The following is a 13,517-nucleotide window of genomic DNA, read 5'->3' as shown; positions in this document are numbered from 1 at the left end:
TCTGCGCCGGGACAGATCAGAGAAAGGACACATAGCCGGCTCATCGTAAAAATCAGCGACCGGCATGCATTGATGCTCAGGAATAACAACAAAAGGCATTCAGCCATGTTCAAACATTCGAAAGTACGTCAGGCGGGGCTCATTCTCTTCGCAACCACACTGCTGTTGATCTTGCCGAACCTCACCAAAGTGATCGGCTGATCTGTGGCTGCTCGATCAACGAGACAGAAAATCGTACCCCGGTTCCTACCGGGGTTCAGACTTGTGTGCCAATCTTCCTGAGGAACTGGACGAGGAAGATTCATGCGCCATTGGATTGCACTTGCCACACTCTTGAACGCTTGCGGCGCTCACGCCGGAATCATCGACGTCAACCGTGCGGTAGACGAAATCAATGACGGTGCGCTAATCCTCGATCTGCGCAACGAAAGCGACTTTGCCGCCGGCAACGTCCACAACTCGCTGCAGGTCAATCTCGAACTGGAGGACGGCACCGGCATCAGCGCCGAGGGCCTGGCCTTCCAGTTGCGCAAGGTGGTGCTGGACCCCAACGCTACGGTGGTGATCTACAGCGACACCAACCAGCATGCCCTGGAAGCCGAAGATACCCTGGTCAAACGTGGCTATTTCGGTATCGTCAACGGCGGTAACTACGAAGAACTCCGGGACGCCCTGTTCGACCATGTGTCGCGACCAGACGATGTACTCCCCGGCGACGAACCCACTGACGACGATCCGACGGCCATCAATTGAAAGCTCTCATCCTTTGCGCTGCTCTGTTGTCGAGCAGTCCGCTATACGCTGCGCAACTGTTGATCGACCTGGGCTCAGGCAGCCGCACCTGGCAAACCGAAGAACTGCTCAAGCACCCCGAAGCCCGGGACATCCGCATCAAGGACGATGTGTCCTACAAGCGCGAGATGCAGTACCGAGCCGTTCCCATGGCGACCCTGCTCAAGGGCCTCAAGGCCGATGACCATCTGCAGGCCGTGGCCCTGGACGGCTTTGCCGCAGAGTTGAACGCCGCGCCCCTGCTCAACCGCAAGGGCGCCCAGGCCTGGTTGGCCATTGAGGACCCTGACAAGCCCTGGCCGGCACTGGCAGCAGACAAGCCCAGCGCCGGACCTTTCTACCTGGTCTGGAGCAATCCTGCGGCCGGGCACATCAGCCCAGAGCAATGGCCGTTCCAGGTTGCGCGCATTCAGCGCCTGGCGCCGGTGGCGGAGCGCTTCCCGGCCCTGGGCCCGGACCCGAAGCTGGCGGTCGATGATCCAGTCAACCAGGGGTTCGCCCTGTTCCAGAAGAACTGCCTGGCCTGCCACCGACTCAATGGTGCCGGCGACTCCCAGTTCGGACCGGATCTGAATATCCCCTATAACCCCACCGAGTATTTCGGCGGCGATTTTCTCAAGCGCTATATCCGCGATCCGCAAAGCCTGAGGCGCTGGCCCCAGGCGAAGATGCCGGGATTCAGCAGCAGTGTCCTGCCGGATGGGGAGTTGGAATTGTTGCTGGAGTATCTTCGGCATATGGCGGGGCGCAAGCAGACTCCTTGAGCCCCTGTCATCGGCGAGCCAGCTCCTGCAGGAGTGACTATTGCTGCAGAATCCTGGCATGCATCTGTTCGCCAGCACCGCCCCGGCGCATGCCCCGCACCGGGCAGGCATCCAGGTAGTCCAGGCCCACCGCCAGCTTCAGGTGGCGCTCGGGACGAACCAGTTGATGGGTCACATCGAAGCTGTACCAGGCGCCGTCCAGCCAGGCTTCGGCCCAGGCGTGGCTGACCAGTTCCACGCTGTCCTGGCGATACAGGTAGCCGGAGACAAAGCGCGCCGGGATTCCCAGGCTGCGAGCGCAAGCCAGAAAGGCGTGGGTGTGATCCTGACAGACGCCGGAGCGCCCGGCGAAAGCCTGGGCCGCGCTGGTAGCCACATCCGTTGTCCCCAATGTGTAGGCCATGTGCTGGTGGAGCCCGTGCATCAGGTCGATCAGCCCGATGCGATCGCGGCGCCGTGCGCATTGCTGGCTGGCAAATTCGCGCAGCGCCTCGTCGGGTTCGGTCAGGCGAGTGAAACGCAGGAACGGCAGGGCCGACTGAGGTTCATGCTCGGCTTCACGCCGCTCATCGATCTCCACCTGGCCACGGGCGCCGATGATCACGGCCTCATGGGGCTCATCCAGAGTCAGTACATGAAGGATGTTGCCGAAGGGGTCCAGTTGCGCCCGCACGGGTCGAGGCAGGTCGAGCTGCCAGCAGAGCACCTGCTGGCGCTCGCTGTCGTGGGGTGTCAGGCGCAGGTACTGGATGCTGGCCCGCACCGGATCCTGGTAGTGATAGGCGGTTTCATGACTGATGGAGAGTCTCATGCAGCCTCCAGGTAGGCGCGGTGAATGGCATCGCCCAACTGGCGCACCAGGGGAATGAAGTCGGTCAGCCAGGCATGCAGGCCCTCGTCGAGAATTTCATCGATGCCGATGTAGCGCAGACGCGCATCCATCTCCGCCGCCAGACGCTGGGCCGGACGCCCGTTATCCCCTGGCAGGCTGGCGAGTATCTGGTCGATTTCTTCGGTGCAGGCGCGCAACGAGCGCGGCACGTCGGCACGCAACAGCAGCAACTGGGCTACATGCCGGGCACCGGGAGCTTCGCGGTAGATCTCGGTATAGGCCTCGAAAGACGACAGGGCACGAAGCAAGGCGCTCCATTGATAATACGCGTGGGCGGTACCGTCACTGGCCGCATCAACCTGATCGCCAGCCATCTCGTAGCGGGCGTCCAGCAGGCGCAGGGTGTTGTCGGCCCGCTCGATAAAGGTGCCCAAGCGGATAAACCGAAAGGCATCATTACGCATGATGGTGCCGTAGGACGCTCCGCGAAACAGGTGGGAGCGCTCCTTGATCCATTCACAGAAGCGGTTCATGCCGTAGGTACTGAGGCCTTGGCGAGCAATCTGGTGAATATCCAGCCAGGTGGCATTGACGTTTTCCCACATATCGGCGGTGATCCGCCCGCGTACCGCATGGGCACAGGCCCGGGCCGATCCCAGGCAACTGTAGATACTGGCGGGATTGGCGGCATCCAGTGCAAAGAACTGCAATAGCCGCTCGGCATGCAGCGTCTCATGGCGGGCCCGGTAATCTTCCAGGGTGTCGGTGATCAACAGCGGCATGGCCAGTTCGTGCAGACCGTCACCGTGCCCATCCTGGGGCATCAACGACAACGAATAGCTGACGTCGAGCATCCGCGCGAGGTTTTCCGCGCGCTCCAGATAGCGGGACATCCAGTACAGGTCCGAAGCGGTTCGACTCAACATGGCAGGCTTCCTTAATCCTCCACTACCCAGGTGTCCTTGGTGCCGCCACCCTGGGAGGAGTTCACCACCAGGGAGCCTTCCCGCAGGGCCACACGGGTAAGACCACCAGGCACCACACGGGTTTCACGACCGGCGAGGACAAAGGGGCGCAGATCGATATGCCGTGGAGCGATACCGTTCTCGACAAAAGTCGGGCAGGTGGACAGGGACAGGGTCGGCTGAGCGATATAGGCCTGCGGTCGGGCCTTGATCCGGGCACGGAAGGCCTCGATTTCCGCAGCGCTGGCGGTCGGCCCCACCAGCATGCCGTAGCCACCGGAGCCTTGGGTTTCCTTGACCACCAACTCCGGCAAATGCGCCAGCACGTGGGACAGCTCCTCGGGCTTGCGACACTGCCAGGTGGGCACGTTCTTGAGGATCGGCTCCTCGTCCAGATAAAAACGGATCATCTGGGTGACAAAGGGGTACACCGACTTATCGTCGGCCACTCCGGTGCCGATGGCGTTGGCCAGCACCACATTGCCCGAACGATAGGCCGCCAACAGCCCCGGAACACCCAGCATGGAGTCGGGGTTGAATGCCAAGGGATCCAGGAAGGCGTCATCCAGGCGCCGGTAGATCACGTCCACCGCCTGGGGGCCATCGGTGGTGCGCATGAAGACCCGATCGTCGCGAACGAACAGGTCGGCGCCCTCCACCAGTTCCACACCCATTTCCCGGGCCAGGAATGCATGTTCGAAGAAAGCGCTATTGAAGCGGCCCGGGGTCAGCACCACGACACTCGGATCGTCCATCTGGCTGGAGCTCTTCAGGGTATCGAGCAGCAGATTGGGGTAATGATCGATGGGAGCGACGCGCTGGGCGGCGAACAGTTCGGGGAACAGCCGCATCATCATCTTGCGGTCTTCGAGCATGTAGCTGACACCGCTGGGGGTACGCAGATTGTCCTCCAGCACGTAATAGCTGCCGTCGCCGTCACGCACCAGGTCGATGCCGCTGATATGGGAGTAAATGTCCCCGTGCAGATCCAGATCCTGCATGGCCAATTGGTACTGATCATTGGCCAGGACCTGCTCGGCGGGAATGATTCCGGCGCGGATAATTCGCTGCTGATGATAGAGGTCAGCAAGAAACAGGTTCAGCGCCCGCACTCGTTGAATGCAGCCGCGCTCGATGATCTGCCATTCACTGGCCGGAATAATGCGCGCAATGGTGTCGAAGGGAATCAGGCGCTCGGTGCCCAGCTCGTCGCCGTAAAGGGTGAAGGTGATACCGGCGCGGTGGAACAGCAGATCGGCCTCACGACGACGGCGGGCCAGAAGCTCGTCGGGGGTGCGCTCCAACCAGCTGGCAAACTCTCGATAGTGCGGACGAACCTGACCATCGGCCCCATGCATCTCATCAAATCCGCTGCAGTTCATGCCGCACTCCCTGTCACCCGGACATCAGGGCCTGGCAAGCCCCGTGTCATCGGCATAAGCGCCTTGAAATCCAAAAATTGCAGCAATCTGGTGCCCTCCGTTGCGCGGAGCCGCTGCCCTCCCTTGCGCATAATGGCCAGGCACGGGTTTTGGCTATCACCAGCATAGTCAGAGTTGATTTCACTGCCGGGTGGCACACGGGGATAATCGCCCCATCGAGCAAACACTTCGCCAAGCCTGATGAAGTCGCTGCTGCAACCTTGATGACGCCGATGACAACCGGGTCCGGGCTCTCCCGACCGGTTCCCTCTCCTGACCGGTCTTCCCTTTTAGCCACCCTCTCGGGTGGCTTTTTTTTGCCTTTTCAGCCCCTGAAAACACAATTGGCCGACCCGAAGGTCAGCCAATTGCCAGTCTCGATGCACACAACCTGGGTTATACCAGTCGCCCACGGATTTCCTGTTTCACCCCCCAGCCTTCAATGATGCCGCCCAGGGGTTCGACCACTGCCTCGAAGTCCTGTTCAAAATCCCCGATGCCGCCATGAGTGGCGTACATCACCTTGCTCAACTCCAGATACCAGGCGCCGTCGTCACGCACGCTGACCTGGGCATTCAAGGATTCACCGCGAAACTGTCCTGCCGCCCTGCGCGCCCGCTCCTCATCCGGAAAAATGGCGTAGAACTCGATGGGATGGAATCGTGAAAAGTCAAAACCGCCTTCTTTCATGCGGCGCAACACACTGCTGCTGAGGTCTTCTTGAACGGCTGTGCTCATGAAACGTCCTCCTCAAACCGATGGATAGACTTTCCGTGCTTCCCGACCCGCCAGCCAAAAGTGACCGGCATCACGACCCGGGGTGGGTCGTCAGGAAACAAGCATGGAGCTGACAAGATCAGAGCTTAGCGAAGAATTCGCTGATCTCGTTTGCAGATTAGCGCCAACACCTGGACGACGCCAGAAATTGCTGTCGGAGCCCTCTCTGCTCTCATTGCATCGGCGTAATGCTGAGAATCTGAATGCTGTTCTGCTCTTTCAGGCTCTTGAGGGTGGGGGCATCGGTGCGCCCGTCCAGATCATTGAGATCCAGTTCGGCACTCACCGGCAGCAACCTGGCCCGCACCAATTGTGCGGCGCGCTCCAACGTCGGTTGCTGCTCGCAATCGAACTGCTCGACGGACTGGACGCCATGATCATCCACGAAAGTGACTTGCCACTTTTGCATCAACGCCTCCTCGATAGCCCCATGAGTGGGCCTACAGCATCTCGACCTTGAGTGACGGGCAAACGTTCCACAGTGCCGGCGGGCCAAACCAATAAAAAGACCGCCCGGAGGCGGCCTTGATGAATCCCTTGGACAATCAGCCGATTACGGCTTTTCGGCACGGGCCTTGAGTGCTTTCAAGGTGTTGAAGGGCGCATCCACCACGAACTTGTTGGCCAGCCAGGACGGCACGCTACCACCCGGCTCGGTGTGCACCTGATAGGTCACTTCCACCTGATCGGCACCTTTGGGCACAAACTTCCAATAACCCTCGACCTGAGACACACGCACGAAGCCTTTCTCCTCGGGAATGTAGGTCGGCACGCCTTCCAGCTTACGGATCAGGCTGCCATCGGCGGCTTCGCTGCTGGTGATGTGCAGTACCGAGTCACGGGCAGTGACCGGCCAGGGGGTATTGAACTGGGTGTAGGTCCAGCTTTGATCGCCCTCATGCTTGAGCAGCTTCTGGGTCTTGCACTCGTGAATCCAGGAGCAGGCACCGGCCACGTCTTCCTGCAGCGCGCGAAGCTTGGCGATGGAGGTCTTCATGGTGGTGACGCCGCGATAAGCCTTGTACTTGGAACCGGCCACTTCACTCAGGGAGATCTTGATGCCGTCTTCATCCTTGGCCGTTTGCCAGTCTTCGGCGTGGGCCGTTGCCGACAGCAGCACGGTTAAACCACAGAGCACAGCAATTCGATGCAGCGAACCCATTGTCTTATTCCTTATTGTTGAAGTTCCGTTCATTAAAACTAAGCAGCCGTCACTTGTTCCCACCAACCGAGCAAACGGATGGCATCTTCTCGGCTTTCGCCACACACCTCAGGATCCGCCTGAAATGCCCCACAGACCGCTGGCCGCTCCGGCATGCCGAAAAGACCACACAGGTGTTCGACAGAAAGGTGCAGGCAACGTTCTCCCGCCGGTTTGCCATTGGGCATTCCGGGAATCGGCGTACTGATGGAAGGGGCAATGCAGCAAGCGCCACAACCTTCACGGCAGTTCATGACGAAAAGCTCCTCGCGACAAGCATAGTGTTGAATGAGGCCGGACAAGAGTAACCGCTAAAACAGCCGTTTAAAATTACTCAAAGAACGGATTTGACGCACAACCGTGCGTGACTGATCAGTCTCCGACAAAGTGTCGGTCAACTCGGTCACAGAGAGGTTGAAGAATTTATTGCTTGAACTCGAAATCCAGGGCCGCACCCTCGATATCCCGACGCTCCTCGTTGCGTAACTGCAACTGCATTTCGTTGCTGAGCAACCGGCCGTTGAGTTGGAACGGAGTGCTTTCCTTGGGCTTCTCGCCAAACATCTGCGGCAGCAGAGGCTCGCGCTTGGGCAGCGGCACCGCCCCCACAGGCTGCAAGTGCTTGACCATTTCCGGAGGCAGGCTCAAGTCGAGTTTGGGAGTGGACAGAGGTGTCTTGATATCTTGATAGGCCCACTTGGACTTGGTCTGGGCCTTCTTGGGCGCAGGCTTGGCCTTTTTCTTGGGCTGGGCTTTGCTGGCATTGGCGGAGGGTTTGGTCTTGCTCGCCGGAGCCTGCTTGGCGCTGGAGGCCTTGCTTGAATGAGTAACGCTGGCAGCCGGTTTGTCCGGGGTCGAGGCCGCCTGGACAGGCGCCGCAACGACTCCCAAGAGGCAGGCACTCAACCAGATGGCAGGAAAAAAGGCTTTCATAAAGGCAGGTAGATCGACAAAAGGTGCCCTATGCTCGCTTGTTGCAAGCCCCATGACAAGCACGGGACCGCAGTGTTTAGAATCCGCCGGCCGCTTCTTGGCACAACTGACTGGCGAGCATGCCCAGGGTCATCAAGGCTCGCTCGGCCTCACGATTCCAGGGAGTCCCGCAATTCAGGCGCACGCAGTGGTTGAACTGCTCGGTGTTACTGAAGATCAGCCCCGGAGCGATGCTGATGCCCTGCTGCAAGGCCCGCACGTGCAGTTCCTGGGTATTGACCCGACCCGGCAGGCTGACCCAGAGGATGAACCCTCCGTTGGGCCGGGTAATCTGCGTGCCCTCCGGAAAATACTGCTGCACCGCCAGTTGAAAGGCGCTGAGGTTCTTGCGGTACTCCTGGCGGATGTAGCGCAGATGCCGGTCGTAACCACCATTCTCCAGATACGCCGCAACCCCCATCTGCGTCACACTGCATGCAGAATGGGTACTGAAGGTCTGCAGACGCTGGATCTCCTGCTGATACTTGCCAGCGATCATCCAGCCGATACGCACTCCCGGCGATAGGGTCTTGGAGAAGCTTGAACAGTAGATCACCCGGTCCAGGCGGTCATAGGCCTTGAGGGCCTTGGTGCGCCCCACTTCGAACATCAATTCGCCGTAGATATCGTCCTCGACCACCTGGATATCAAAGTCCGAAGCCAGGCGCAGCAGTTGCTTCTGCCGCTCCTCCGGCATGGTACCGCCCAGGGGATTGCTCAGGCGCGTTGTCAGTACCAGGGCCTTGATCGACCACTGGTTGGCTGCCAGTTGCAGAGCCTCAAGACTCATGCCCGTTGAGGGATCGCTGGGAATCTCGATGACCTTGAGCCCCAGTAGGTCCGCCAGTTGCAGCAACCCGTAATAGGTCGGCGATTCCGCGGCGATCAGATCACCCGGCCGGGTCAAGACCCGCAGGGACATCTGCAGGGCATCGACGCAACCATGGGTAATCACCACTTCCGAAGGGTCGACCACCACCCCGGCATCGCGCATGCGAATCGCCACCTGGCGCCGCAAGGGCTCGAATCCCGGACTGAACATGTAGCTGAACGCCCGCGGACTGTGAAAGCGCGTGACCTTGGCCAATTGCTGATGCAGCGCCCGTACCGGCAGATAGTCAACGCTGGGCACCGCGGCCCCCAGGGGAAACACCCCTTCACGACGGGACTCCACCAGCACCTGCTGGATGATGCTGCTGCGAGTGACCAGTCCCGGACGTTCGACCCGGGCAATGTCCGGGGTCGGCGCGGTCAGCGCTGGAGTCTGGTGCACGTAATAACCCGATTGGGGACGCGCGCGGATCAGCCCCTGGTCTTCCAGATTGGCGTAGGCCTGGAGCACCGTGGCGTGGCTGACATTGAGCTGCGAGCTCATCTTGCGCACCGACGGTACGCGCTCCCCCGGCTGGTAGACACCACGGCGAATATCCTCAGCCAGTTGCTGAGCGATACGTTGATAGAGCAAGAGATTGGTCATGGCGCAGCACTCGATTTCACGGCGTTTTATTCTTGTGTGAAACAATACCGGCACAGTTTAGAAGTGTACTGGGACAGTTTCTACAATAGTCGAGGACACGGGGCAGTGAAAAGTAGAACTCTAGGGTTTTTGCGACACCCTCAGACATAAAAAAACCCGACGCTTGCGAGGCGTCGGGCTTTTCGGGGGCAAAGGGGTCAGTGTTTCAGCGAGCAGCGCCGAGCTGGCCCTTGTCGTCGGAAAAGACAATTTCCACCCGACGGTTCTGCGCCCGACCCCGCTCGGAGGCATTGGCTTCCACTGGGTAGTCGTCGCCATAGCCCTCGACATGGATACGCTTCTCGTCGAGCCCCAGGTCCACCAGCACATCGGCCACCGCCTGGGCACGATCGCGAGACAGCTGCAGGTTGCTCTGGCGCTCCCCGGTGTTATCGGTGTAGCCCTCGATGCGCACTACCCGCTTGGGGTTCAGCTGGAGGAACTGCACCACCTTGAGCACGGTGCGGTTCGCCGAGTTCTTCAACTCAGCTTCACCGGTGTCGAACAGCACGTCTCCCAAAGTCATCACCAGGCCGCGATCGGTCTGGGTGGTGGCGAGGCTGATGATCTGCTCTTCGAGCCATTTGCCCTGCTGCTGCACGCTCAGCAGCTTGGCCTCACGCAGGGCCAGTTGCAGGCGTTGACGCTCCAGCTCGAGCTTGGCCGCACGCTCCTGATTCAGCGCCTGTTCAGTGTGCTCACGGGCGATTTCGCTGTAACGACGGCTCAGGTAGGCATAGTGCTCTACGTCGCCACCGCTGCCCCAGTAGGTCGACAGGCGATCGGCGCGGGCCAGGGACTCACCGGCGCGTATCACGTCCTTGGGCGCGATACGCAGCACATTGGAGTCTTCCTTGACCTTCTGGAAGTCGTTGCCGGCTTGCTGCAAGGCTTCCTCGCTGTGCTGGCCGGCACAACCATAGAGACCGGCACAGGCCAACAGCACAGCGCCGCCGAAAATACGGATAGAGAGGCTCATTGGGCGTCTCCCAGTTGCTTGCGCAGACGCGTGATGCGGGTATTGAGCACATTCACCTGCTCCTGGCTTTTCTGGGTCAGGACCTTGGCCTCTGCCAGACGCGCATCCAACTCGGCCTGCTCGGCGCGCATCCGCGCCTTCTTGTACGACTCATCCTGCATATTGCCCTGGGCCCGGGAGAACTTGTCTTCGGCCAGTTTCAACTCAGGCATGTCCTCGGCCGAAGCCCCCACGGCCTTGGCTTGTTCCAGGGCCTGGGCAGTGAGGCGCATCTGCTCGTTGGGCGCCGGATCGGTTGCACAACCCGCCATGGCCAGCAGGGCCAGGGCAGCGAAAAGAGGTCGAATAGTCACACGTGATTCCTACGGTTTTGGGCTGCTGACGGGTTGCTGCAACTGGGCCTTCCAGCGCTCCAGATTGCGCTGCAGCAAGGCCTCCGTCAGACCGGACGCGGGCAATTCTGTCATCTTTTTTGCCAGCTGTCCGCGCAACCATGGATCATTGCAGGCGGAGTTGTGGGACAGGGCAAGGAACAGCCCCGGTTTGTCGACCGGCTGAGCAAAGGACGCCAGATCCGCCGCCATCCCCAAGGACTGGGCCATGGCCATGCCCGCGTAACGCGGCGCCAGAACGTAGTCCACTTCCCCCAGGAGCAAGGTCTGGAAGACCTGGGTCAGGTTCGGCAGACGCTTGAGTTGCAGATGCTCCTTGGCCATCGCCTGAAAGGGCTGGGTCAGCCTGGCCTTTTCCGATACCGCGCCGGGATGGCCGGCAAGATCCGCCGGCTGGGTATAGCTCAGGGTCGAGTCCTTGCGGGTCCATACAAGGTAGTCATTCTGCACCAGGGCCGGATGGATGTAGTCCAGGGACTCCAGCTCGTTCAAGGTCAGGGGCGCGTCGGCCAGCAGATCCATGCGCCCGCTGCGCACTTCATCCAGGGCCTCGGAACGTTTGCCGGCATACAGCAAATCGACCTTGAGCCCCAGCTCTCCCGCCACCTGCTGCAACAGGTCGGCGCTGGCCCCGATCAGGTGCTTGGGATTTTGCGGGTCGCGCCACAGGTACGGCGGTGCATCCGGGCTACCGGTAACCACCAGGCGTTCGCACTTGCCTGCAGCCATCGACAGCGATGGCAACAACGTCAGGCCCAACAGCGCTGACCAGCCACTCATGCGGCGCAGATCCATGGCGAAATTCTCCCCAGCAAAAAAAACACATAAAAAAAGCCCGGCCAAGGGGCCGGGCTCTTTATAAGTGAAGCCGCCGGATTAGACCAGCTTCTCCAGCTCAGGTACGGCTTCGAACAAGTCCGCCACCAGGCCGTAATCGGCCACCTGGAAGATCGGAGCTTCTTCGTCCTTGTTGATCGCAACGATCACCTTGGAATCTTTCATGCCTGCCAGGTGCTGGATCGCGCCGGAGATACCGACGGCAATGTACAGCTGTGGCGCAACGATCTTGCCGGTCTGGCCGACCTGCATGTCGTTGGGCACGAAGCCTGCGTCCACGGCTGCGCGAGAAGCGCCGACCGCTGCGCCAAGCTTGTCGGCCAGGGCGTACAGGTGCTTGAAGTTGTCACCGTTCTGCATGCCACGGCCGCCGGAAACGACGATCTTGGCAGCGGTCAGTTCAGGACGATCGGACTTGGCCAGCTCTTCGCCAACGAAGCTCGACTTGCCGGCATCATGAGCGGCGCCAACGGTTTCAACGGCCGCCGAACCACCTTCGGCAGCCACGGCGTCGAAGCCGGTAGCCCGCACGGTGATGACTTTCACTGCAGCCGAGGACTGCACGGTAGCAATGGCGTTACCGGCATAGATCGGACGCTTGAAGGTATCAGCGCTTTCTACCGAGATGATCTCGGAGATCTGGTCAACGTCCAGCTGAGCGGCAACCCGCGGCAGGATGTTTTTACCGTTGGAGGTAGCGGCAGCCAGAATGTGGCTGTAGCCAGCACCCAGCTCGGCCACCAGCGGCGCAACGTTTTCCGGCAGTTGGTGAGCGTAGGCGGCGTTGTCGGCCACCAGCACTTTGGCCACGCCAGCAATTTTTGCAGCGGCTTCAGCCACGGCGCCAACGCCCTGGCCGGCTACCAGTACATGCACGTCACCACCGATTTTGGCGGCGGCGGCAACGGTGTTCAGGGTGGCCGGAGCCAGCGCCTTGTTATCGTGTTCGGCGATTACCAAGATAGTCATGATCAGATTACCTTCGCTTCGTTTTTCAGTTTCTCGACCAGTTCAGCCACCGACTTGACCTTGATACCCGCGCTGCGTGCAGCCGGCGCTTCGACTTTCAGGGTCTTGTTGGTGGAGGCGGTGGAAACGCCCAAAGCATCAGGAGTCAGCGTTTCAAGCGGCTTCTTCTTGGCTTTCATAATATTTGGCAGAGACGCATAGCGCGGCTCGTTCAAACGCAAGTCGGTGGTGACGATGGCTGGCAGGTTCAGCGCAACGGTCTGCAGGCCGCCGTCGATTTCGCGAGTGACGTTGACCTTGTCGCCGGACACTTCGACCTTGGAGGCGAAGGTGCCTTGAGCGTAACCGCTCAGGGCCGCCAGCATCTGGCCGGTCTGGTTGTTGTCGCTATCGATGGCCTGTTTGCCCAGGATCACCAGTTGTGGCTGCTCCTTGTCGACCACAGCCTTGAGCAGCTTGGCCACAGCCAGGGAGTTCAACTCTTCAGCGGACTCGACGAGGATTGCGCGATCGGCACCCAGTGCCAGGGCGGTACGCAGTTGCTCTTGAGCAGTAGCAGGACCGATGGAGACGACGACGATTTCAGTCGCTACGCCTTTCTCTTTCAGGCGTACGGCTTCTTCCACTGCGATTTCGCAGAAAGGGTTCATCGACATCTTGACGTTGGCGAGGTCGACGCCGGAGTTGTCCGCTTTGACGCGAACCTTGACGTTATAGTCGACCACTCGTTTGACAGCTACAAGAACCTTCATGGATTCCTCGTTACTCTCCGGTGAAAAGAAAGTCGCCTAGGCGAGAACCTGGCGGTTGATGCTCATCGGCACAAGGGCACCTCCAAAAACGCTGGCGCATATCAGGTTGACCTTGCTCACGGGGTGATGACCGTTCGTCAGTGGTGACCGACGAGTCATTCATTATCGCGGCGTGTAAACTGCGCACTTTCAAGCTGCGCGGTGCGTCACCTTTATTGCCTTTGCCCTGTCTTTAGAGGTGCTCTTGAAACCAACAGTCAGCCTACGGCGAGCGCAAAACCGACCGTATCTTGACCGGAACGCCTTTTCCGGTCAATACGGCAAAATAGCCGTTTATAAGCCGCGCTT

The 13,517-nt window shown here is 60.1% G+C and carries 16 protein-coding genes; 2 read left to right on the top strand and 14 right to left on the bottom strand.

Annotated elements, in window-relative coordinates; genetic code table 11:
• Positions 1-303 precede the first annotated feature (303 nt).
• Both ACSSVC_RS13165 and ACSSVC_RS13160 read left to right on the top strand, forming a co-directional pair.
• Positions 304-753, top strand: a complete 450-nt coding sequence (locus ACSSVC_RS13165) for a rhodanese-like domain-containing protein (RefSeq protein WP_492612352.1) — start codon at positions 304-306, stop codon at positions 751-753.
• On the top strand, positions 750-1,556 hold the full coding sequence (locus tag ACSSVC_RS13160) for a c-type cytochrome (RefSeq protein ID WP_346631869.1): 807 nt from the start codon (positions 750-752) through the stop codon (positions 1,554-1,556). Before ACSSVC_RS13165 ends, ACSSVC_RS13160 begins: the two co-directional genes overlap by 4 nt.
• A 37-nt stretch (positions 1,557-1,593) precedes the next feature.
• Here ACSSVC_RS13160 and ACSSVC_RS13155 read toward each other — a convergent pair whose 3' ends face one another.
• The 14 genes from ACSSVC_RS13155 to ACSSVC_RS13090 all read right to left on the bottom strand — a co-directional run bounded on the left by ACSSVC_RS13155 (position 1,594) and on the right by ACSSVC_RS13090 (position 13,169).
• The gene (locus tag ACSSVC_RS13155) at positions 1,594-2,367 is read right to left on the bottom strand and encodes a transglutaminase family protein (protein ID WP_492612351.1); all 774 of its coding nucleotides are present in this window, start codon (positions 2,365-2,367) and stop codon (positions 1,594-1,596) included.
• Entirely contained in the window at positions 2,364-3,314 is a 951-nt protein-coding gene (locus tag ACSSVC_RS13150; RefSeq protein WP_346631871.1) for an alpha-E domain-containing protein, read from the bottom strand. The genes ACSSVC_RS13155 and ACSSVC_RS13150 overlap by 4 nt, the downstream gene beginning before the upstream one ends.
• A gap of 11 nt (positions 3,315-3,325) precedes the next feature.
• Entirely contained in the window at positions 3,326-4,735 is a 1,410-nt protein-coding gene (locus ACSSVC_RS13145; protein ID WP_446440164.1) for a circularly permuted type 2 ATP-grasp protein, read from the bottom strand.
• 435 nt (positions 4,736-5,170) lie between these two features.
• Complete coding sequence (locus ACSSVC_RS13140; protein WP_016964989.1) at positions 5,171-5,512, bottom strand: ribonuclease E inhibitor RraB; 342 nt, start codon at positions 5,510-5,512, stop codon at positions 5,171-5,173.
• Positions 5,513-5,723: 211 nt separating this feature from the next.
• Entirely contained in the window at positions 5,724-5,960 is a 237-nt protein-coding gene (locus ACSSVC_RS13135; protein ID WP_123725764.1) for a hypothetical protein, read from the bottom strand.
• A gap of 144 nt (positions 5,961-6,104) precedes the next feature.
• Positions 6,105-6,713: an START domain-containing protein gene (locus ACSSVC_RS13130; protein ID WP_346631873.1), complete on the bottom strand. Its 609-nt coding sequence runs from the start codon at positions 6,711-6,713 to the stop codon at positions 6,105-6,107.
• A 38-nt stretch (positions 6,714-6,751) separates the two neighbouring features.
• The gene (locus ACSSVC_RS13125; protein WP_346631874.1) at positions 6,752-7,006 is read right to left on the bottom strand and encodes a YkgJ family cysteine cluster protein; all 255 of its coding nucleotides are present in this window, start codon (positions 7,004-7,006) and stop codon (positions 6,752-6,754) included.
• A 169-nt stretch (positions 7,007-7,175) separates the two neighbouring features.
• Complete coding sequence (locus ACSSVC_RS13120) at positions 7,176-7,685, bottom strand: translation initiation factor 2 (protein ID WP_404938799.1); 510 nt, start codon at positions 7,683-7,685, stop codon at positions 7,176-7,178.
• 76 nt (positions 7,686-7,761) lie between these two features.
• Positions 7,762-9,201 carry an aminotransferase-like domain-containing protein gene (locus tag ACSSVC_RS13115; RefSeq protein ID WP_011060145.1) on the bottom strand — a complete coding sequence of 480 codons (1,440 nt, stop codon included), beginning with the start codon at positions 9,199-9,201 and terminating at the stop codon, positions 7,762-7,764.
• Between the two features lie 205 nt (positions 9,202-9,406).
• Positions 9,407-10,219, bottom strand: coding sequence for an OmpA family protein (locus ACSSVC_RS13110; protein ID WP_346631876.1), 813 nt, complete (start codon positions 10,217-10,219; stop codon positions 9,407-9,409).
• Positions 10,216-10,572 carry a DUF4398 domain-containing protein gene (locus ACSSVC_RS13105; RefSeq protein WP_346631877.1) on the bottom strand — a complete coding sequence of 119 codons (357 nt, stop codon included), beginning with the start codon at positions 10,570-10,572 and terminating at the stop codon, positions 10,216-10,218. The genes ACSSVC_RS13110 and ACSSVC_RS13105 overlap by 4 nt, the downstream gene beginning before the upstream one ends.
• Before the next feature lie 9 nt (positions 10,573-10,581).
• The gene (locus ACSSVC_RS13100; protein WP_346631878.1) at positions 10,582-11,406 is read right to left on the bottom strand and encodes a substrate-binding periplasmic protein; all 825 of its coding nucleotides are present in this window, start codon (positions 11,404-11,406) and stop codon (positions 10,582-10,584) included.
• 81 nt (positions 11,407-11,487) lie between these two features.
• On the bottom strand, positions 11,488-12,417 hold the full coding sequence (locus ACSSVC_RS13095) for an electron transfer flavoprotein subunit alpha/FixB family protein (protein WP_011060141.1): 930 nt from the start codon (positions 12,415-12,417) through the stop codon (positions 11,488-11,490).
• Positions 12,418-12,419: 2 nt separating this feature from the next.
• On the bottom strand, positions 12,420-13,169 hold the full coding sequence (locus ACSSVC_RS13090; RefSeq protein ID WP_015634720.1) for an electron transfer flavoprotein subunit beta/FixA family protein: 750 nt from the start codon (positions 13,167-13,169) through the stop codon (positions 12,420-12,422).
• Between the last annotated feature and the right edge of the window lie 348 nt (positions 13,170-13,517).

This window comes from Pseudomonas sp. E1BtOHC1, assembly GCF_058744285.1.
Note: the sequence above shows the minus strand (reverse complement) of the source record. Positions and strands in the feature narration are given on the sequence as shown.

Bases quoted from the DNA above. Each gene is read 5' to 3' on its own strand.
- ACSSVC_RS13120 (WP_404938799.1), bottom strand. From the start codon at position 7,685: ATGAAAGCCTTTTTTCCTGCCATCTGGTTGAGTGCCTGCCTCTTGGGA.
- ACSSVC_RS13145 (WP_446440164.1), bottom strand. From the start codon at position 4,735: ATGAACTGCAGCGGATTTGATGAGATGCATGGGGCCGATGGTCAGGTT.
- ACSSVC_RS13130 (WP_346631873.1), bottom strand. From the start codon at position 6,713: ATGGGTTCGCTGCATCGAATTGCTGTGCTCTGTGGTTTAACCGTGCTG.
- ACSSVC_RS13155 (WP_492612351.1), bottom strand. From the start codon at position 2,367: ATGAGACTCTCCATCAGTCATGAAACCGCCTATCACTACCAGGATCCG.
- ACSSVC_RS13165 (WP_492612352.1), top strand. From the start codon at position 304: ATGCGCCATTGGATTGCACTTGCCACACTCTTGAACGCTTGCGGCGCT.
- ACSSVC_RS13095 (WP_011060141.1), bottom strand. From the start codon at position 12,417: ATGACTATCTTGGTAATCGCCGAACACGATAACAAGGCGCTGGCTCCG.
- ACSSVC_RS13140 (WP_016964989.1), bottom strand. From the start codon at position 5,512: ATGAGCACAGCCGTTCAAGAAGACCTCAGCAGCAGTGTGTTGCGCCGC.
- ACSSVC_RS13090 (WP_015634720.1), bottom strand. From the start codon at position 13,169: ATGAAGGTTCTTGTAGCTGTCAAACGAGTGGTCGACTATAACGTCAAG.
- ACSSVC_RS13110 (WP_346631876.1), bottom strand. From the start codon at position 10,219: ATGAGCCTCTCTATCCGTATTTTCGGCGGCGCTGTGCTGTTGGCCTGT.
- ACSSVC_RS13100 (WP_346631878.1), bottom strand. From the start codon at position 11,406: ATGGATCTGCGCCGCATGAGTGGCTGGTCAGCGCTGTTGGGCCTGACG.
- ACSSVC_RS13115 (WP_011060145.1), bottom strand. From the start codon at position 9,201: ATGACCAATCTCTTGCTCTATCAACGTATCGCTCAGCAACTGGCTGAG.
- ACSSVC_RS13150 (WP_346631871.1), bottom strand. From the start codon at position 3,314: ATGTTGAGTCGAACCGCTTCGGACCTGTACTGGATGTCCCGCTATCTG.
- ACSSVC_RS13125 (WP_346631874.1), bottom strand. From the start codon at position 7,006: ATGAACTGCCGTGAAGGTTGTGGCGCTTGCTGCATTGCCCCTTCCATC.
- ACSSVC_RS13135 (WP_123725764.1), bottom strand. From the start codon at position 5,960: ATGCAAAAGTGGCAAGTCACTTTCGTGGATGATCATGGCGTCCAGTCC.